The 18,626-nt window shown below is 68.6% G+C and carries 16 protein-coding genes and 1 tRNA gene; 11 read left to right on the top strand and 6 right to left on the bottom strand.

Annotated features, from left to right (window positions below; genetic code table 11):
• Positions 1 to 7 precede the first annotated feature (7 nt).
• Positions 8 to 940: a succinate--CoA ligase subunit alpha gene (sucD, locus tag O1Q96_RS32470; protein ID WP_269251544.1), complete on the top strand. Its 933-nt coding sequence runs from the start codon at positions 8 to 10 to the stop codon at positions 938 to 940.
• Between the two features lie 146 nt (positions 941 to 1,086).
• A complete protein-coding gene (locus O1Q96_RS32465) occupies positions 1,087 to 2,628 on the top strand; it encodes an aldehyde dehydrogenase family protein (protein ID WP_269251543.1) in 1,542 nt (513 codons plus the stop codon).
• 258 nt (positions 2,629 to 2,886) lie between these two features.
• On the opposite strand, the gene O1Q96_RS32460 is transcribed toward O1Q96_RS32465, so the two are convergent.
• Positions 2,887 to 4,221 (bottom strand): DUF2254 domain-containing protein, encoded by a 1,335-nt coding sequence (locus O1Q96_RS32460; protein ID WP_269251542.1) that lies wholly within the window; start codon positions 4,219 to 4,221, stop codon positions 2,887 to 2,889.
• Between the two features lie 141 nt (positions 4,222 to 4,362).
• Between O1Q96_RS32460 and O1Q96_RS32455 the strand changes: the two genes are divergently transcribed.
• Positions 4,363 to 4,447 (top strand) — tRNA-Leu (locus O1Q96_RS32455).
• 211 nt (positions 4,448 to 4,658) lie between these two features.
• Here the strand turns inward: O1Q96_RS32455 and O1Q96_RS32450 are convergent.
• Complete coding sequence (locus O1Q96_RS32450; RefSeq protein ID WP_483409985.1) at positions 4,659 to 5,711, bottom strand: IS701 family transposase; 1,053 nt, start codon at positions 5,709 to 5,711, stop codon at positions 4,659 to 4,661.
• Between the two features lie 186 nt (positions 5,712 to 5,897).
• On the opposite strand from O1Q96_RS32450, the gene O1Q96_RS32445 reads away from it, so the two are divergent.
• Positions 5,898 to 7,523: a carboxylesterase family protein gene (locus O1Q96_RS32445; protein ID WP_269251540.1), complete on the top strand. Its 1,626-nt coding sequence runs from the start codon at positions 5,898 to 5,900 to the stop codon at positions 7,521 to 7,523.
• A gap of 22 nt (positions 7,524 to 7,545) precedes the next feature.
• On the opposite strand, the gene O1Q96_RS32440 is transcribed toward O1Q96_RS32445, so the two are convergent.
• Both O1Q96_RS32440 and O1Q96_RS32435 read right to left on the bottom strand, forming a co-directional pair.
• On the bottom strand, positions 7,546 to 8,328 hold the full coding sequence (locus O1Q96_RS32440; RefSeq protein ID WP_269251539.1) for a VOC family protein: 783 nt from the start codon (positions 8,326 to 8,328) through the stop codon (positions 7,546 to 7,548).
• Positions 8,329 to 8,339: 11 nt separating this feature from the next.
• Entirely contained in the window at positions 8,340 to 9,008 is a 669-nt protein-coding gene (locus O1Q96_RS32435; RefSeq protein WP_269251538.1) for a flavodoxin family protein, read from the bottom strand.
• 200 nt (positions 9,009 to 9,208) lie between these two features.
• On the opposite strand from O1Q96_RS32435, the gene O1Q96_RS32430 reads away from it, so the two are divergent.
• Positions 9,209 to 9,604 (top strand): YybH family protein, encoded by a 396-nt coding sequence (locus O1Q96_RS32430; protein WP_269251537.1) that lies wholly within the window; start codon positions 9,209 to 9,211, stop codon positions 9,602 to 9,604.
• Positions 9,605 to 9,692: 88 nt separating this feature from the next.
• Here the strand turns inward: O1Q96_RS32430 and O1Q96_RS32425 are convergent, their stop codons facing one another.
• Complete coding sequence (locus tag O1Q96_RS32425) at positions 9,693 to 10,421, bottom strand: TetR/AcrR family transcriptional regulator (protein ID WP_419586984.1); 729 nt, start codon at positions 10,419 to 10,421, stop codon at positions 9,693 to 9,695.
• Positions 10,422 to 10,873: 452 nt separating this feature from the next.
• Here O1Q96_RS32425 and O1Q96_RS32420 point away from each other — a divergent pair, with 452 nt between their 5' ends.
• The 6 genes from O1Q96_RS32420 to O1Q96_RS32395 all read left to right on the top strand — a co-directional run bounded on the left by O1Q96_RS32420 (position 10,874) and on the right by O1Q96_RS32395 (position 17,556).
• Positions 10,874 to 12,268, top strand: a complete 1,395-nt coding sequence (locus tag O1Q96_RS32420; RefSeq protein ID WP_419587076.1) for an MFS transporter — start codon at positions 10,874 to 10,876, stop codon at positions 12,266 to 12,268.
• A gap of 32 nt (positions 12,269 to 12,300) precedes the next feature.
• Positions 12,301 to 13,314, top strand: coding sequence for an isopenicillin N synthase family dioxygenase (locus O1Q96_RS32415; protein WP_269251534.1), 1,014 nt, complete (start codon positions 12,301 to 12,303; stop codon positions 13,312 to 13,314).
• Between the two features lie 240 nt (positions 13,315 to 13,554).
• Positions 13,555 to 14,553: an isopenicillin N synthase family dioxygenase gene (locus tag O1Q96_RS32410; RefSeq protein ID WP_269251533.1), complete on the top strand. Its 999-nt coding sequence runs from the start codon at positions 13,555 to 13,557 to the stop codon at positions 14,551 to 14,553.
• A gap of 154 nt (positions 14,554 to 14,707) precedes the next feature.
• Positions 14,708 to 15,472: a class I SAM-dependent methyltransferase gene (locus tag O1Q96_RS32405; protein WP_269251532.1), complete on the top strand. Its 765-nt coding sequence runs from the start codon at positions 14,708 to 14,710 to the stop codon at positions 15,470 to 15,472.
• Between the two features lie 51 nt (positions 15,473 to 15,523).
• Positions 15,524 to 16,252, top strand: coding sequence for an NAD(P)-dependent oxidoreductase (locus tag O1Q96_RS32400; protein ID WP_269251531.1), 729 nt, complete (start codon positions 15,524 to 15,526; stop codon positions 16,250 to 16,252).
• A gap of 17 nt (positions 16,253 to 16,269) precedes the next feature.
• The gene (locus O1Q96_RS32395) at positions 16,270 to 17,556 is read left to right on the top strand and encodes an NsdA family TPR-like regulatory protein (RefSeq protein WP_483409984.1); all 1,287 of its coding nucleotides are present in this window, start codon (positions 16,270 to 16,272) and stop codon (positions 17,554 to 17,556) included.
• 268 nt (positions 17,557 to 17,824) lie between these two features.
• On the opposite strand, the gene O1Q96_RS32390 is transcribed toward O1Q96_RS32395, so the two are convergent.
• Positions 17,825 to 18,625, bottom strand: coding sequence for an arylamine N-acetyltransferase family protein (locus O1Q96_RS32390; protein WP_269251529.1), 801 nt, complete (start codon positions 18,623 to 18,625; stop codon positions 17,825 to 17,827).
• Position 18,626 lies beyond the last annotated feature (1 nt).

The following is an 18,626-nucleotide window of genomic DNA, read 5'->3' as shown; positions in this document are numbered from 1 at the left end:
GCGGGACATGGCCATCTACCTGACCAAAGAGAGCAAGGTCCTCGTCCAGGGCATGACCGGCGGCGAAGGCATGAAGCACACCCGTCGCATGCTCGCGGCAGGCACCGACGTCGTCGGCGGAGTCAACCCGCGCAAGGCCGGGCAGAGCGTCGACTTCGACGTCCCCCAGTGCCTCAAGGGCCAGGGAGGTACCCCCCTCGCCGTCCCCGTCTTCGGCTCGGTGGCCGAAGGCATCAAGGCGACCGGCGCCGACGTCAGTGTCGTCTTCGTCCCGCCCGCCTTCGCCAAGGCGGCGGTCGTCGAGGCCGTCGACGCCGGCATCGGCCTCGCGGTCGTCATCACCGAGGGCATCCCCGTCCACGACTCGGTCGCCTTCACCACCTACGCGAGGGCGAAGGGAACCCGGGTCATCGGCCCCAACTGCCCCGGCCTGATCACCCCGGGGCAGTCCAACGCGGGCATCATCCCCGCCGACATCACCAAGGCCGGCCGCATCGGCCTGGTCTCCAAGTCGGGCACCCTCACCTACCAACTCATGTACGAGCTACGGGACATCGGCTTCTCCACCTGCGTCGGCATCGGCGGCGACCCCGTCGTCGGCACGACCCACATCGACTGCCTCGCCGCGTTCCAGGACGACCCCGACACCGAACTCATCGTCCTCATAGGCGAGATCGGCGGCGACGCCGAGGAACGCGCGGCCGCCTACGTCCGCGACCACGTCACCAAACCCGTCATCGGCTACATCGCCGGCTTCACCGCCCCCGAGGGCAAGACGATGGGCCACGCCGGCGCCATCGTGTCCGGCTCGTCCGGCACCGCCCAGGCCAAGAAGGAAGCCCTGGAAGCGGCAGGCGTACAGGTGGGCGGCACCCCGACCGAGACGGCCCGGCTGGTGCTGGCCCGGCTCGAAGCGGAACGTGATGTCACTCATAGTTGACATGACGTCACTTTCGGACGCCGCCGCGCCTCGCTAGCGTCCCCCGCACGACGTCCCCGTACGCGAGTACGCATTCCGGTGCTCCCGTACGCGGGACGAGCCATGCACGACCGCCCCCGACTGTGCACCGAGAGCGGAGCAACCGAATGGCACCCACCCTCACCCTCAAGTCCCACACCTCGTGGACCGACGCCTGGCAACGCTGCCTGGCCACGGCACCCGAGGCCTTCAGGGACGACCGAGTCCTCAACCTCTGGGGCGCCGCCTGGCAGGCGGACGGCCGGGCCCTGCCCGCCACCAGCCCCGTCGACGGCAGCCCCATCGCGGGCCCGCCGCGGCTGGACGGCGCCACGGCCCATCAGGCCGTCCGCGCCTCCCTCGACCAGCACCGCGCCTGGCGGCACGTACCCCTCGAAGAACGCCGGGCCCGCGTCGCGGCCACCCTCGACGCGCTCACCGAACACCGCGAACTGCTCGCCCTCCTCCTCGTCTGGGAGATCGGCAAGCCCTGGCGTCTCGCGCAGGCCGACGTCGACCGCGCCATCGACGGCGTGCGCTGGTACGTCGACGGAATCGAACCCATGATCGCGGACCGGACCCCGCTGGACGGGCCCGTCTCCAACATCGCGAGCTGGAACTACCCGATGAGCGTGCTCGTTCACGCCATGCTGGTACAGGCACTGGCAGGGAACGCGGTCATCGCCAAGACCCCGACCGACGGCGGCGTCGCGTGTCTCACCCTGGCCTGCGCGCTCGCCGCACGCGAGGGCATACCCGTCACCCTCGTCAGCGGCAGCGGCGGCGAGCTGTCGGAGGCGCTCGTGCGCGCGCCGGAGATCGGCTGCGTCTCCTTCGTCGGCGGCCGCGACACGGGCGCCGCCGTGGCCACGGCCGTCGCGGACCTGGGCAAGCGACACGTACTGGAACAGGAGGGCCTGAACACCTGGGGCATCTGGAACCACTCCGACTGGGACGCGCTGACGGCGGCCGTCCCCAAGCTCTTCGACTACGGCAAGCAGCGCTGCACGGCCTACCCGCGATTCGTCGTCCAGCGTGAGCTGTTCGACGAGTTCCTGGCGGCGTACCTCCCGGCGGTCCGCACCCTCCGGGTGGGGCACCCCCTGGCCGTCGAGCAACCCGACGACCCTTACCCCCAGCTGGACTTCGGGCCGGTGATCAACGCGGCCAAGGCGAAGGAACTGCACGACCAGGTCGCCGAGGCCATCGACCGCGGCGCCGTCCCCCTGCACCGCGGCCGGCTCGCCGACGCCCGCTTCCTGCCCGGCCAGGACACCTCGGCGTACGTCCAGCCGGTCACGCTCCTCAATCCGCCTCCGTCCTCCCCGCTCCACCACGCGGAACCCTTCGGCCCGGTCGACACCATCGTCCTGGTCGACACGGAGGCGGAACTGCTCGCCGCCATGAACGCCTCGAACGGCGCGCTGGTCGCGACCCTGTCCACGGACGACGAGGCCACGTACGACCGCCTGGCCCCGCAGATCCGGGCCTTCAAGGTCGGCCACGGAAAGCCCCGCTCCCGGGGTGACCGCGACGAGCTCTTCGGCGGCTTCGGCGCGTCCTGGCGCGGTGCCTTCGTGGGCGGCGAACTGCTGGTCCGCGCGGTGACGCACGGGCCGGCGGGGGAGCGGTTGCCGGGTAACTTCCCGGAGTACCACCTGATGCCGTGACCACGGGGGTGCGACCGTCGTCATCATGACGATGTGACCGTCACGATGACGAGGCTGTCACCGTCATGACCACGACGGCGTGAGTGTCGTGTCCACGATGCGGTGATCACGGGTGGGCGGCGCCGCGTGCACGGTGCCGTCCACCCGCACGGGCGCCGACCGCGCCGCTCCGCAGGGGCCCGGACTTCGTAGGGGCCCGGGCCGACGAGTCCGGAAGACACACCGGTGTGGGCCTGGCGGGCGGACCGCGAACCGTGTCTAGCCGATGCCCTGCCGGTCCGGGTGGAGGGCGAAGGCCCGGTCCGCGGCCTCCGGCACGGTCCGTTCCACCGCCTGGACCAGCAGCGCGCGATGCCGGAGCAGCGGCGCCCGACGGTCCTCGGGAACGGCGTCGAGAAGATCGTCGAACCCGGCCAGCAGGCGGCGGGTGACCTGAGGGCTGCGCACCGCGCAGATCCGGACCTCGGCGAAGGCGAGGTCGACCAGCTCGGTCCAGCCCGGCACGGGCTGCACCAGCCGTACGGTGCCCTGCCGGTCCCGGTGCAGCGAGGCGCCGAGCGGCCGCCGCGCCACCGAGGACAGGAACTGCACGATCCGGTCCACGGCCTGCACCGCGGTGGTGGGGTCGTTCACGGCGGCCGACAGGGCGCGCAGCGCGATGTCCGACAACTGCCGCAGCCCGAACCCGAGATCCTGGTGATACGTCCGCTCGGCACCCACGGCCACCCGGAAGCCCAGCGTTCCCAGCCCCTTGACGGCGGGGCCGCCGTGCACCGAGAACACGGGTGTACCCGGCACGACGAAATCACCGATCCGCGGGACGAGCCGCAGTACGACGCCGTGCTGCCGCGCGGCACGGACGAGCCGCGCGATGTCCACGTCCCGCAGCACCCCCGCGCGGCCGTGATGGGCGAACCGGGCGGTCTCGGCGCCGAGACCGACGGGTTCATCCGCGGAGATGTCCAGCGGCATGTTCGCGACGACCCGCAACGCCTCCGAGGTGATCAGGTCCACGACGTGCCCGATCCGCATCAGCCGCAGGGTCGAGTTCACGTACAGGACGAAAAGGATCACGCTCAGCCCGACCAGGATCAGGGTGAGGACGGCCTGGACGAGCGGGATGGACGACACGAGCGCCGGATCGCTCTGACTGTCGTACGAGGTCAGGACGAGCAGCGACTGGACGAAGGTCGCCAGGAACACCGCGAAGGTGACCTTGGTGATCCGGCTGCGTACGAAGATCCGTACGATGCGCGGGCTGAACTGCCCGGCGGCCATCTGCACGGCGACCAGCGAGATGCTGAAGACGACGCCGATGAAGGTCATCATGGCCGCGCTGACCGTGGTCACCACGGTCTTCGCGTCCTCGGCGATCCCCAGCAGATCGCTCACCGTGTCCTCGTCGCCCGCGTCGCGCAGGGCGGTGAGGATCGCGTCGTCCACGGCGGTCGCCGCCGACCACATCACCACGACCAGGACCAGCGCGGCGCTCGGAGCGAACCAGAACGTGTCCCGCAGATGCTCTCGCAGCGGCGAGAACGTCCGGGGGCGCCGCCCCCGGGGGAGCCCGACCGTAGCTTTCCAGTCACCCATGGTGAGACTGTAAGTGCACCCTCCGCGCCCCGCCGGGAACCCCGCCGAAGCGCGGAAACGCAGGTGAAAGCCACTCTGAAAGCTTGGTATTGTTGTCCATGTCGCCGCGGGGAACACCCCCGTCCAGGCGGCAGACACCTGGTCCGGGTGGCGGAATGGCAGACGCGCTAGCTTGAGGTGCTAGTGCCCTTTATCGGGCGTGGGGGTTCAAGTCCCCCCTCGGACACACAGAACACACGAATACGCACAGACAGTACGCCTACCGGTGCTGACCGATTCTCGGTCGGCACCGTTTGCGTTTCGGGTCCGCCGGCCGCCGGGGCACGACCGGCCCGCAGATCCGCCGGGTGACATGTGTGCGTCCCGGAAGGGGCCTGCCGGCGCCCGGTCGGAGTGTCGCCCGAGTCCGCCGGGAGGCCCCGCTCGACGGGGTGTCCTCACGTGGCCAGTCTGAGCTCCGCCAGCTCCGCTGCCGCGTGGGCCACCGAGGCGAGTGTGGCGTGGCGGTGCCAGCCGGCGAACGAGCGGCCGACGAAGTCCCGGATGCCGACCCGCTCGGCGCGCGGCACACCGTGGCACTCGACGCGTCTGCTGAGGCCCACGAGGCGCAACAGGGCCGCGTGGTCGGCCGTCGCCATGTCGGTCAGCCAGAGTTCCTCCGGCCACCGCGCACCGCCACGGCCGATGCCGAGCAGGAGGAAGTCCCCGCGCCCATGGGTGCGTTCAGTGGAGTCGAGTGCCGCGGGGAGGCGAACCCGTACGGCCGTGACGAGTTCCGACGCCTCGGGGTTGCCCGACGGGATCAGGGTGAGGCGCTTGCGGCTGTTCCTGGCCATCTGCGCTATCTGGTGTGCTTGCAGCGGATTGTCGCCCCAGCCCGTCAGCGCGGAGTCGTGGGGCAGCAGCCAGGTGTCCGTGGCGATCCTGGAGATGTGCCTCAGTCCCGCGGCACTGAGTTTGGTCACCAGCCTGATGCCGTCGAGCCGTTCCGCGTTCAGCACCACCGGACAGTGCGGCAGGCGCAGACGGGACGCCGCTTCGAGATAGGCGCTCACCATCGAGTCCTCCGGCGTCGTGGGACGTGTTTCGGGAGGTATGGAAGATCGATCGTCCCTCGGCGCGCCCCTCGTCCAGTGGGACGGCAGATGCAGCCACCAGCTCAGCGGGATCGCCGTGTGCGAGGACACGCCCCACACCCCTATCGCCTGCTGTGCGGTGACGGCCTGACCGTGTTCCCACGAGAACGTCCGGGCCACACCGACGGAGTGGGCGCCCGACTTCGGGATGACCATGGGGTGCAGCACGTACCCCTGCGGCGACATGCGGCGGACGAGGTGCCGGCCCAGCGCTTCACGCATGGGGTCCCATTCCCATGTCGAGTCGTTGATGAAGTGGTGCAGACCCTGATCGTTGACCTGGTCCCCGAGAAAGGACGCGATGTTCCGTACCGATTTCCTGCCGGTCGCCCCCAGGAGCCCTCGTAGATACATCAATCCCTTTCGGCGTTGATCGGCGCGCGGCAGTGAGGCGAAAACCACCGGAGACAAATCAGTCAACGAACGGTCGATGGCGACCTTTCTGGCCGCGTTCGGACCGGATCGGTCGGCCAGATCTTCTGCGGGGTCGACGCACTTCGTTCCACTGCTCAAAAGCGTCATGTCAATTCTCCTCGGCCGGTGGTGCGGACCGGCGCGGGCGCACTGCGCGCGGCAGCGGCCCGGCCGGACGGGGCGGCCGGGTCCGTCTCGGCGTTCCTCGGGGTCCCCTTCATGGCGCCGCCGGTGGGGCGGCTGCGCTTCGCCTCACCGCGGCCGCACCCGCCGTGGAGCGGCGTACGACCCTCCGCCGGTCATCGCTCCGCCTTCCTCCAGCCCCGACGGGGACTGCCGCCGGTCACCGCCCCGGCCTCCGCCAGGACCACCGCGGAGGACGCCGTCCATGCCAACGTCTGGACACCGGACGTCGCCGGCCGCCGGCCCGTGCTGGTCTACGTCCACGGCGGCGGCTGGGAAGTGGGTACCGCCGCGAGCCCGACCTTCGACGGTTCCCGGCTGGCAGAGCACGGGGACCTGGTCGTCGTCACCTTCAACTACCGCCTGGGCCCCTTCGGATTCGGACTGCACGAGCACCTGGCCGACCCGGTGACGGGCCTGTGCGCCAACTGGGGCCTGCAGGACCAGATCGCGTTGGTCGAATGGGTGCGTACGAACATCGCGGCCTTCGGCGGTGACCCGGAGAACATCACCCTCTGCGGCACGTCCGCGGGCGGCGCCGCCGTCCGGCAGCTCGCACTGCTCCCGCGACTCGGCGGTGTGATCCGCCGCATCGTCCCGATCAGCGCGGCTCATGTCTGGACGCCCGTGTACGCGCTGGAACCGGACGACGCGCGCACGGCGTTCGAGGCGGTGGCGGGCCGCCTCGGCGTCGACGTACCGGGACTGCGCACCGTGGACGCCGAACGGTTGCTGACCGTCTGGCACGAGTACTTCGCCCACGTCCCGGCCGGCCGCCCGATGACATCGGGCCGCTGGTACCGGGGCCCCGTGGTGGACGGCCGGCTGATACCCGGCCAGGACGCGCACCGGCCGGTGCCCGGCCTGCCGACCCTGTCCGTCGTGACCGCGACCGAGGGCTCGTTCTACACCGTTGCCGCCCGGCCGAGCCCCGCCGACGGCTCCGAACTGCGCGCCATGGTCCGTGACCTGCTGCTGAAGGGCCGCGCCGACGTCGGGGAACGGCTCGTCGACGAGGTCGTCGACCACTACCGCGTGTGTGCCCGGGAGGCGGGACTCCCGAGCGATCCGTTCGCCCTCTACACGGAGATCTTCGGGGACGCCATGTTCCGCCACCAGATCGTCCGTACGGCCGAGCGCGCTGCCCGCGAGAGCGGTGCGCCGAACTTCCTCATGCACTTCGAGTACGAGGTGCACCCGCCCGGGCACGGCTCACCGCACGAGGCGACCTCGCCGTTCCTGTTCGGCACGCACGCAATCGCACAGCACCGCGAGGCCTTCGGCGACGGCCCCCTGGAACGTCGGGTCTCGGCGACCCTGATGGACCTGGTGGCATCGTTCGCGCACGACGGAGCACCGCGCAGTGAACACGCCCCGCGATGGCCCGGATTCACCCCCGACGAGCCGAGCACGATGCTCCTCGGCAGCCCGGACGGCCCACGGATCGGCGCCGTACCGAAGGCGGCCCAGCTGCGGTTCTGGGACACGGCCGACTGGCATCCGCGCTTCCGTGGGTCCGGGTCGGTTCCGGCCGCAGACCCGGCCGCGCCGGACGGCCCGCGGCGGTGAACCCCGGGCCACGGGCGGCAGGTCAGCCCGCTCCGACGGCGAGCACCTCGAACGACGTGCCCTGCTCGTCGGCGACCAGGGCACACCTGCCGCGCTGCGTGTCGAAGGGACCGTCGAGCAGCGAGCCGCCCAGCTCGACGACCTTCGCGACCGCGGCACCGACGTCGGAGACACCGAACGCGACCTGCCACGACGGCGGCATCCGAGACGGCGCGTCGTCACCAGGAGCACCGAGACCGGCCACCGGGCGCCCGTCGAGGTCGAGCGTGGCGCACTCGCGGCCCCTGCCGGTCACCCGCGTCGCGGACAGGCCGAACACGTCGGCGTAGAAGTCCTTCACCGCCTCGATGTCCGTGTTCGGACAGTGATGCCACGCGACGGACCCCGGTACGCTGGCGACCTCCGCGCCCAGGTACTCGTCCGCCTGCCACACCGCGAACCGTGCCCCGACCGGGTCGGACGCGACCGCGAACCTCCCGTGCGTGCCCACGTCGTCCGGCGGCAGCAGCAGCGTGCCCCCGGCCTTGGCGATCCTCTCCGCCGCCGTGTCCGCGCTGTCGACCGCGAAGCAGACCAGCCAGCTCGGAGGCCCGGAGAGGGATTCCCCCGGCGGCCGTGGCCCGATGTCGGCCACGGCCCGCCCGTCCAGCCGCGCCGTCAGGTAGTGGCTGTACGCCGGACCGTGGTCGAAGAACGTCCAGCCGAACAGCTGCCGGTAGAAGGCGCTCGTCCGCACGGGATCCTCGACCTGCACCTCCACCCAGCACGGTGTGCCATGCGGCCAGGGAGTGTCTCGGAACGTCATGCCGGGCCCCGTCAGATGTCCAGGCCGAAGGTGCGCAGCCGTTCGTCGCTCACCATGGTGATCTTCGGTTCCGGGCGCAGACCCCGGGTGAGCGCCCCGGCGACCTGGAGGGTACGCAACGTCTGGTACTCGATCGCGCCGAAGTTGTCCTCGGTCACGCTGTTCGCCTCGTGCCGCGAGATGGTGCCGGTCCCGTACGGCGCCCCGTTGCCCGGCTGATGCAGCACGGCGGCGGCCGAGCCGTTCGGCACAATCACCGCTCCCCAGTGACAGAACGCGTTGTGCAGCGCGAGGATCGCGGCCTGCTGGCCGGCGTGCGGCATCGATCCGGAAGCGAACGCGGACACCGCCTTGTTCATGAGCTTGCCGGGAATGGCGACCGGCCCGGTGTGGTCGATGAAGTTGAGGATCTGCGGAGCCGGAAGACCGTAGTGGACCGGCGTGCCGACCATGATCGCGTCGGCCCAGACGAGGTCGTCCAGCCCGACGTCCGGGACGTCCGCGGTGGCCTTCTCGAGCTCGGCATGGGCCGCCCTGTCGAGGATCATCGGGTCGGGAAGCTCGGGCGCCCTGCGCACGCGCACCTCGGCACCGGCGTCCAGTGCCGTCTTCGCGGCCTTCTCCACGAGCTGGTAGGTGTTCCCACTGCGGGAATGGAAGACGATGGTGATGTTGGTCAAGGTGTCCGCTCCTTGTCGACCGGATCAGGCAGGGGGCGCGCGGATATCCCCTGCATCATGCCGGTTTGGCAAAGGGCGGGCCCAGGCCGATTCGCATAATCTGTCAGGTCCGGCCCGGGCCGCTCCGAGTGGAATCCGGGAGCTGACAGACAACCGTCCCGGGAGCTGTCGGCCCGCATTCAGACTGCTTTACTCGGCCCATGTCCGACATACCGAGCAACGACGGTCTTCCCGTCGAACCGGCCGACCTTCCGCATGTTTTTGCCGACGCCTTCAACGCGCGAAATCTCGAATTGCTCGACGCCCTCTTCGAACCCGAGGCCGTGCACGTCGTGCGGCCCGGGCAGACCTCCTCGGGTGAGCGGCGCAGAGCGGCCCTTCCGACTGTCGTGCGTGACCGGATCCCGATCACCGTCCTGCTGCGCCAGGTCTACGTGGTGGGTGACACGGCTCTGCTGATCAACGACTACGTTCACGACGGTGCGGGCCCGGACGGCACGCATGTGCACACCGAGGGCACGGCGACCGACATCGCCCGCAGGGGCGCGGACGGCTTCTGGCGTTACCTGATCTCCAACCCCTCCGGCACGACGTGACGGTCCGGCGCCCGCCCCTTCCGGCATGACGTGACGGTTCGGTACCCGCCCCCCTTCGCGCGAGAGGCGAAGGGGGGCGGGGCCGCTCTCAGCGCTTCGTCTGCGCCTCGATGCCGTCCAGCAGGAACTCCAGTCCGGCCACGAAGCTCGCGTCCCAGTCGTCATCGGCGATGTAGTTGTACGTGGCGACGGTCGGGTACTGGTCGCGCCGGCTCTCCAGGTATTCCTGACCCAGTCGGGTCTCCTCGACGGAGAGCTGAAGGCTGGACTGGGTGGCCGTGGCGCCCATCACATGGTTGTAGAGCGCCCAGGTCGCGGCGTTCAGCCGTTTGTCGGTCAGTCCGGAGCGCAGGAGCGCGGACTGCAGGAACTCCATCCAGGCGAGGAAGTTGGGCCCCATGAGAGGCCGCTGCCGCGAGGGAACGGTGGCCGCCCACGGATGCCGCAGCATCGCCTGCCGCCAGTCGTTGACCAGCGTCGCGATGTCGTCCCGCGGACTGTCGGAGTGCTCGTCCGGGACCGAGGTCTCCCCGAAGATCGCGTCGACCGCTAGGTCGACGACGTCAGCCTTGGTCGCCACGTGCCAGTAGAGGGTGGTCGCGCCCACCTGGAGCCGCTCGGCCAGGTGACGCATCGTCAGCCGGTCCATGCCCTCCTCGTCCAGCAGAGCGACGGCCGCCTGGACGATACGCGCCCGCGTGAGCGGCGGTTCCCCCCTGTTGCCGCGTGCGGACCGAAGCCAGACGTTGCCCACTCCCGCGCCGGACTGGCTCCGTGAGCGCTCTTTGCCTGCGATGACGTTCACCTCCAGATTCACGCGGCTCACCCCCAGGGGTGCACTACGTATCACCGTGTGTTTTCGGTCGAGTCTTGCATGGCCCGACGCCCGGTCCGTGCCTCGCGCGCCCTCGGGACGGGCCGTCAGGGGCGCCCGTCGAGCCGGCGCCGGAACGGGGGCGCCCCCGACCGGACGCGACGTGGCGGGGCCGTGCCGCTCTCTTTCCTGTGTTGATTTCTGAAATCTCAACTGGCCCTGGAAACAGGATAGTTGGGGTCCGGGATGCCGACGCCGAGGGTGTCCTGCGAGCACTTTCCGTCCTGCCCCCGCGCCCCGGCGTGTAGTAGAGTCACTCGCCACTAGACCAACGTTCGAGTAACCCGACCATAGTGCGAGTTGATGTGACAGACATTCAGCAACAGGCCCCCACGCCCCCGGCGCAGAACGCGAAGCGCTGGTGGACCCTTCCTGTAGTGAGCGCTGCTCAGCTGATGGTCGTGCTCGACGCGACCATCGTGAACATCGCGCTTCCGTCGGCCCAGCAGGAGCTGGGAATGACGGACACCGACCGGCACTGGGTGATCACGGCGTACGCCCTTGCCTTCGGCGGCTTACTCCTCCTGGGCGGGCGCGTATGCGGCGCACTCGGCCATCGGCGGTCCTTCACCATCGGCCTGATCGGCTTCGCGCTGGCGTCGGGACTCGGCGGCGCCGCGGAGAACGCGGGAACGCTGTTCGCGGCCCGTGCGGCACAAGGAGTCTTCGCCGCACTCCTGGCGCCGGCTGCCCTATCCCTCCTGATCCTCACCTTCACCGACGGGCGGGAGCGAGGAAAGGCCTTCGGCGTCTTCGCCGGCGTCGGCGCGGGCGGTGCGGCGCTCGGCGTGGTGGCAGGTGGACTGCTCACCGAGTACGCCGACTGGCGATGGTGCCTCTACATCAACATCCCGATGGCCGTGATCACCCTGGCCGGTGTTCCGCTGGTCATGCGGGACCGCCCGAGCGGTGACCTGCGCAATCTCGACATTCCCGGTGTGCTGCTCAGCGCGACGGGCCTGGTGGCGCTGGTCTACGGCTTCACCCAGGCCGAACCGCACGGCTGGGACGACCCGAAGGTGCTCGGCCTGCTGGTGGGCGGCGTTCTCCTGCTGACCTTGTTCGTCCTGGTGGAGGCCAAGTCCCGGTTCCCGCTGCTGCCCCTGCACATTTTCGTACACCGGGCCCGGGGCACCGCCTTCGTCTCCGTCTGCGTGATGTTCATCGCGATGTTCGGCTTCTACCTCTTCGTGAGCTACTACACGCAGACGATCCTCGGCTACTCGCCCGTCAAGGCAGGCATGACGCTGCTGGTGAACGCCGTCAGCACCACGATCGGCGCGATGCTGATCGCCGGGAAGCTGCACCGGCGGGTCGCTCCGCACGTCCTGATCGCGGGCAGTCTGCTCTCCTCGGCCGCGGGCATGCTGATCCTCACGCAGCTGGAGGTGGACAGCTCACAGGTGTTCCTGGTGTACCTGACCCCGTCCATGATCCTCACGGGGCTCGGCCTCGGCTGTCTGCTGGCCGCGGCGACCAACCTGGCGACGGCCGCACTGAACCCGATGGAAGCAGGCGTCGCGTCGGCGGCGTACAACACGGTGCAGCAGGTGGGGGCCGCGTTCGGCACCGCCCTGCTGAACTCCATCGCGACCAGCGTCACCGCGTCGTACCTCGAGGACCACGGGGCCAAGCCGGCCGCTGTCACCGCCGGAACCGTCCACGGCTACACGGTGGCGCTCTGGGTGGCCTTCGGAGTCCTCGTGTTCGGCGCGGCCCTCGTCGGGCTGTTCTCGAGAGGAGGCCGGCGAACGGCGCAGCCGGAAGCGGTACCCGAGACGGCGAACTAGGCCGAGAAGCAGTCGCAGAGGAGAAACTGGTCATGCGCGACCATCAGGTGACCGCCACCGCTGCCCAGGGTTTCGTACCCGTCGTCGACCTGTCCCGCAGAAACTCGGCGCAAGGCCGTCGCACGATCGCCGAGGCGATCGACCAGGCCTGCATGAGCTCCGGATTCTTCGTCATCGTCGGTCATGAGGTCCGGCAGGACCTCATCGACCGCATGTTCTCGGTGACGAGCACGTTCTTCAAGCTGTCGGACGAGGAGAAGGACCGCGTCGCACACCGGCCCGGAGTCTCCGGTTTCCGGCGGGTGGGCGGCGCGACCGCCCTCAGCCTCGACCAGGAGTCCCCGCCCGATCTGTGCCAGGCCTTCGCCGCGCATGTGACCGGTGAGCTGTGCGAGGAGGAGCGCAGGACACTCGGTGATCAGTGGGCCACCTGGACACTGGCCAACATCTGGCCCGAGAATCCCGCCGACTTCCGACAGGTGTGGGAGGAGTACATGGCCGCCATGGGGGAGTTGGCCGCTGATCTGATGCGGTTGTTCGCTCTGGCGCTGGGTCTGGAGGAGGGGTTCTTCGACGACAAGTTCGATCATCACGGTTCGTCGGTGGCGGTGAACTACTACCCGCCGCAGACAAAGGCGCCGTTGCCGGGGCAGTTGCGGCGGGGGCCGCACACCGACTTCGGGAGTCTGACGATCCTGTACCAGGAGGACGAGCGGGGTGGTCTTCAGGTGTTGCAGGGTGAGGACGAGTGGCGTGACGTGGCGGCGATTCCGGGAAGTTTCGTCGTCAACATCGGGGACCTGATGGCGTTGTGGACCGGCGGGCGGTGGGTGTCGACGATGCACCGCGTGGCCAATCCGGAGGCCGGTGACACATCGTCCCGGCTCACCATCCCGTTCTTCTATCTCCCCAACCACGACGCCTCCATCGAACCCATGCGGCCGACCGCGGAGCCGTGCGTCGACCGGTCGCATTCCGGGGCCGGCGTCATCGCAGGACAGTGGATGTCCTGCAAACTCCAGAAGATGTTCTCCGGAACCACATAGCCAAGAACGGAGTTCACATCGGCGTCGGGCCGATCTGCCGGTGGATGTGTCGCCCCCGAGAGGCACGTCCACCGGCGGATCGGCCATTCGCCGTGCGTTCTTCGAAGCCTAGGGAGGAAAGAGGACGGCGAATATCTCCGGGGGTCGAATGAGTTGACAGATTCAGCCACGGCGCATGGCGACCAGACGTCGGCCGGACCTACGCTCGACGAGCCGAACACCACGGAAAGAGGGAGTACCTTGAACAGTGATCAGCTGACCGTCACCGTGACCGATGGCTTTGTCCCGGTCATCGACCTCTCTTCCAGGGGCAGCACTCTCGGGCGGGCCGCGATTGCCGAAGCGATAGGCAATGCGCTGCGCAGCTCCGGGTTCTTCATCATCGTGGGGCACGGGGTTTCCGCGGAGTTGGTGGACCGGATGTTCACGGCGACCAATTCGTTCTTCAAACTGCCCGACGGGGAAAAGGACGTGGTCGCCTCGCGGCCCGGTGTGTCCGGATACCGCAGGGCCGGCGGCACCCTCGCGCGCAGCCTCGACCAGAAGACACCCCCGGACCTGTGCGAGACCTACGCCGCCCACGTGACCGGGGAGATGAGCGACGACGAGCGCAGCACCCTCGGCAACGAGTGGGCGAGCTGGACGCACAAGAACATCTGGCCGAAGGATCCGGCGGACTTCAAGGACGCCTGGCAGGAGTACATGGCCGCCATGGGGGAGTTGGCCGCTGATCTGATGCGGTTGTTCGCTCTGGCGCTGGGTCTGGAGGAGGGGTTCTTCGACGACAAGTTCGATCATCACGGTTCGTCGGTGGCGGTGAACTACTACCCGCCGCAGACAAAGGCGCCGTTGCCGGGGCAGTTGCGGCGGGGGCCGCACACCGACTTCGGGAGTCTGACGATCCTGTACCAGGAGGACGAGCGGGGTGGTCTTCAGGTGTTGCAGGGTGAGGACGAGTGGCGTGACGTGGCGGCGATTCCGGGAAGTTTCGTCGTCAACATCGGGGACCTGATGGCGTTGTGGACCGGCGGGCGGTGGGTGTCGACGATGCACCGCGTGGCCAATCCGGAGGCCGGTGACACATCGTCCCGGCTCACCATCCCGTTCTTCTATCTCCCCAACCACGACGCCTCCATCGAACCCATGCGGCCGTTCACGGATTCATCCGCCGTGGAGCGATTCGACACGGTGACCGTCAGCGAATGGGTGTCGCGCAAGGTGCAGAAGATATTCAGCTGAGCTCCGGGTGAGTTGACAGATTCGACGGCTCGGCATGGAATGCCGCGGCCGACGACACCTACTGTCAGAGCCAGGCACCGCTTGGAATTGCAGCAGAGTTGCCGAGAAAGAAGAATCCGCCGGCTTACCGTCCTGCTCAGCAGAAAGGCAGTGGATGATGCAGAAGAGCGCCCATCACGACCGGATCAGTGAGCAGTACCAGACTTCGAGCACCCAGTACGACACCGTCAAGAACCTCCCGTACGCCTTCGTCGAACGCGAGACCCTGCTCTCCGGAATTCCTGACCTCACCGGAAAACGAGTCCTGGACGTGGCCTGCGGCACGGGTTTCTATTCCCGCATATTCAAGCGACTCGGCGCCGAGAAGGTCGTCGGCATCGACATCGAGCAGAGCATGGTCGACGTGGCGCGGGAGATCGAGGCCGAACAGCAGCTGGGCATCACGTACGAAGCGGTGGACGCCGCCGAGCTGCCTCTGCTCGGCGAATTCGACGTCGTCGCGCCCATCTGGGCATTCGTCCACGCCAAGGACACCGTCGAATACCACGAGATGGTGCAGCGGTGTGCCGACAACCTGGTGTCGGGCGGCCGGATGGTCGCACTGTGCTCGAACCCTGACATCGACCTCCAGAAGATGTCGGTCTATCCGCGGTACGGCCTCTCCATCACGCCCAAGGAGAAGCACGGGGACCTCCAGGTGATCCACATCGAGATGGACGTCGATCCGCACGTCGGTTTCGACGGTTTCTTCTGGCCGGCCGGTACCACGGAGGTGGCGATGGAGAAGGCCGGTCTGGTCGATGTCCGGCGTTTGCCCAACCGTGCTCCCGGACACCACGCCGGACTGTCCCAGAAGGGTTACTGGGCCGACTTCGTGGCGAATCCGCCCTTCGCGCTCTACACGGCTGTCAAGCCTTAGCCAGAAACAGCGAATTCGGATCTGTGGACCCTCTCGAAACGGAGAAACCCATTGAAGATCGCTGTGTTCGGAGCGAATAGTTCGACGGGTCGACATCTCACGGAGCAGGCGCTCGCCGCGGGGTACACGGTGACCGCCGTCGTACGGCGGCCCGAAGGATTCCCGCTGGCTGATCCCGAGCTGCAGACCCTGGGCGCGGATGTGAACGACAAGGCGGCGGTGGAACGGGCGATCGCAGGGCAGGACGCGGTCGTATCGATTCTGGGAGTGCCCTACGGGCGCCGGCCCGTGACGGTGCTTTCCCGGGGGATCACGCACATCACCGATGCGATGGCCACGCACGGCGTGAAGCGCCTGCTCACCGTGACGTCCCGTCTGCTCGCCGTGCACGCGAATCGCCAGCCGGGTGAGAAACCGCCCTGTGAGCGGTTCATGTACCGCAGGGTGCTCTACCCCATCCTCACCACCATGGGGCGGACGCTGTACGACGACATGGTGAGGATGGAGCAGATCGTGCGTGCGACGGATCTCGACTGGACCATCGTCCGGCCGTCCGCGCTCTACAACACCGACACCGTCAGCAATTACCACTTCGGTCCGCCGGAGTCGCCCGGCCTCTATACCTCACGTATTGATCTGGCGCATTCCTTGCTGCGTGAGGCCACCGACAACTCGCATGTGCACTCGGTTGTCTCGGTGTTCACCACCGAGGGCATTCCGACCTTCGGCGACGTGCTGAAAAAGGAAGTCATGCGCATCGGGTCCTGGGATCACAAGTAGGTTCAGGCCACGGTCCGATGGCGACAGCACCTGTAACAGGTGCTGTCGCCATCCGTGCGTTTGTGCCTTCGCTCCGCAAACCCGGAACCTCGCGAACGACTCAATTCCTACCCATGGCGAAAAGGCGGCGGCAATACTGGAAGAGGTGTGACAGCCTCGCTGAGGGGATCGCATCCGTCCGCACACGCGAAGGGGAACTTCAAGGGGGAGATGCACCGGTGTGCAAAGGATCGCAGCTCGCAGTATTCCTGGAAAGTCTGCACTGGTCGCCCGAGCGGCTCGCACGTGAAATAAACCGACGGCATGGCGCCGGTACGGTGAGCCTCAAGGCTCCCTATGGCTGGACCAAGGGAGCATACCCGCGCGGTCAGGTACCTGAATTCGTCGCCGGCGTCCTCTCCGACCACTTGGACAGAGCGATCGAAGTCAGCCAAATCTGGCCACAGCGCTTCCCGGATCCCGAACCCGGTGGCGTCGGCGACCCGGGACTCGGCCCTCCGTGGTCGGAAGAGCACGTCGACCGCCTCCTGCTCCCGCTCCTGGAGGGGGAGCACGACGAGCGCGGACGGACTCCCCGGCAGGGCGAGCCCGTGTCCGGGGCTGTGCTGGTCTCCCTCGCCGTCGACTGGCTCACCGCCGACAGCATGTCGGCCTCGGGACGATCGCAGGGTTCGGAGCTGTCCGCGGAGACGGTCGACGTCCTGGTCGCCTGTATCGCCCGGCTGCGGAAACTGAGCGCCTCGCAGGGCGGTACCGCACTGGTCATGGACTGGGCGGTGCACGAACTGCGCTGGGCCCGGCGCCTGGCCCGGGAGGCCGCCTACGACGCGCCGACCGGCAGGCGGCTGTACGGGGCGATAGCCGAACTGGCACAACTGGCCGGCTGGCTGGCCGAGGACCAGGACCGGCACGTACAGGGCCAGCAGTTCCTGCTGGCGGCACTGCGCGCGTCGGCTCTCGCGGGCGACCGGAACCTGGGCGCCGGCATTCTCGCCTGCCTCAGCTGTCATCTCGTCAAGTGCGGCAACGGACGCGACGCGCAGCGGCTCAGGAAGCTCGCCGACGCGGGCAGGGACGACGCGGTGCCGGGTGCTCTGCACTCACTCCTGGCCTCGCGTGAGACGGACCTCGACGCGCGGTTCGGCAGTGAACTGGCGCTCGTGGAGCACAACGGAGACATCGTCCGGCGCGTCGCCGCCGAGCGGGGTGCCCCCGCCGCCGGCTCTCTGTGCCAGGGCGACGAAGACCTGCTCCTGGGCCGCCAGCCGTCCTCGCGCACGCACGTCCCGGTGACCTACCGGTGACCGACGCGCACGGAAGTCCGAGCGGAACGGGGTGGTGCTCCGACGGTGAACGGGCGGTGCGACGAGGTGTGACCGGATCTCGAGGGCGAGGGCGAGGGCGAAGGCGGATTCCGGCCAGTCACGGGCACGGATGGTGCGCCCGGTGTCGTTGCTCTCGGTCGGTCGGTCGGTCGGTCGGTCGGTCGGGCGGTCAGGCGTGCGGCCGGGCGGGTGGGCCTTGATCCGGCCCGCCCGCCCGGTGATCGCGGCCGGCGGCGCCGGCCCGAGCTCAGTCGAACGACATCGGCACCGTGACGCCGCTGCCCGCCCTCACCGGCAGCTGCGTCAGTTTGATCCCGAACCACTTGTCGTACGCCTCGAGGATCTCCGACTCGTCGGCCAGCCGACGGCTCTCCCGGTCACCGCCGACGACGACCGTGAGCTCGTCCTCCTTCAGCGTGACCCGGCCGTTCTCGGTGGGCAGCGAGCAGAACAGGTTCTGCAGGAACGGCGACTCCGGTGCGGTGCGGTACCACCAGAGCGTGGGCCCGAAGTCGGAGACGCGGCAGGGCACGTCGTACACCCGGTACTGGAGTGTGCCGTTGGACCGGACGTCGATGCCGCCGTCGTCCGCTGCGCCGACCTGGAAACGGCCGTGCGGGTCGTCCTGCACCTCCTCCGTCTCCAGGGAGAGCGGATACCTGCTGTTGCGGCCGAACCCGACGTCGACCAGCCAACTGTGCCCCTCGACACGAACCTTGAGGGCCAGATGACACAGCGGGGCGGTGAGCTCACCCTTGATCCACACCCGCCCGGGCATCACCGAGACGTCGTAGCCGAGACTTTCGAGAAGGAAGGAAAGGGCCGGATTGACTTCATAGCACCCGCCGCCCCGCCGCTCCCGGACGATCTTGTCGACGACCCTCTCGTCCATATGGATCTCTTCGCCGAGATGGTATCCGAGGTTCTCGAAGGGAACGGAGAGCAGATGCCGCATCTGCAGGGTGCGGAGCGGTTCCAGTTCCGCCTTCTCGGGACGCTGTGCGGAAATGCGGTCCAGATATGCGGTGACCGTGGTCTCGTCGAGCATG

The sequence above is a fragment of the Streptomyces aurantiacus genome (assembly GCF_027107535.1).
GTDB lineage: Bacteria > Actinomycetota > Actinomycetes > Streptomycetales > Streptomycetaceae > Streptomyces.
Note: the sequence above shows the minus strand (reverse complement) of the source record. Positions and strands in the feature narration are given on the sequence as shown.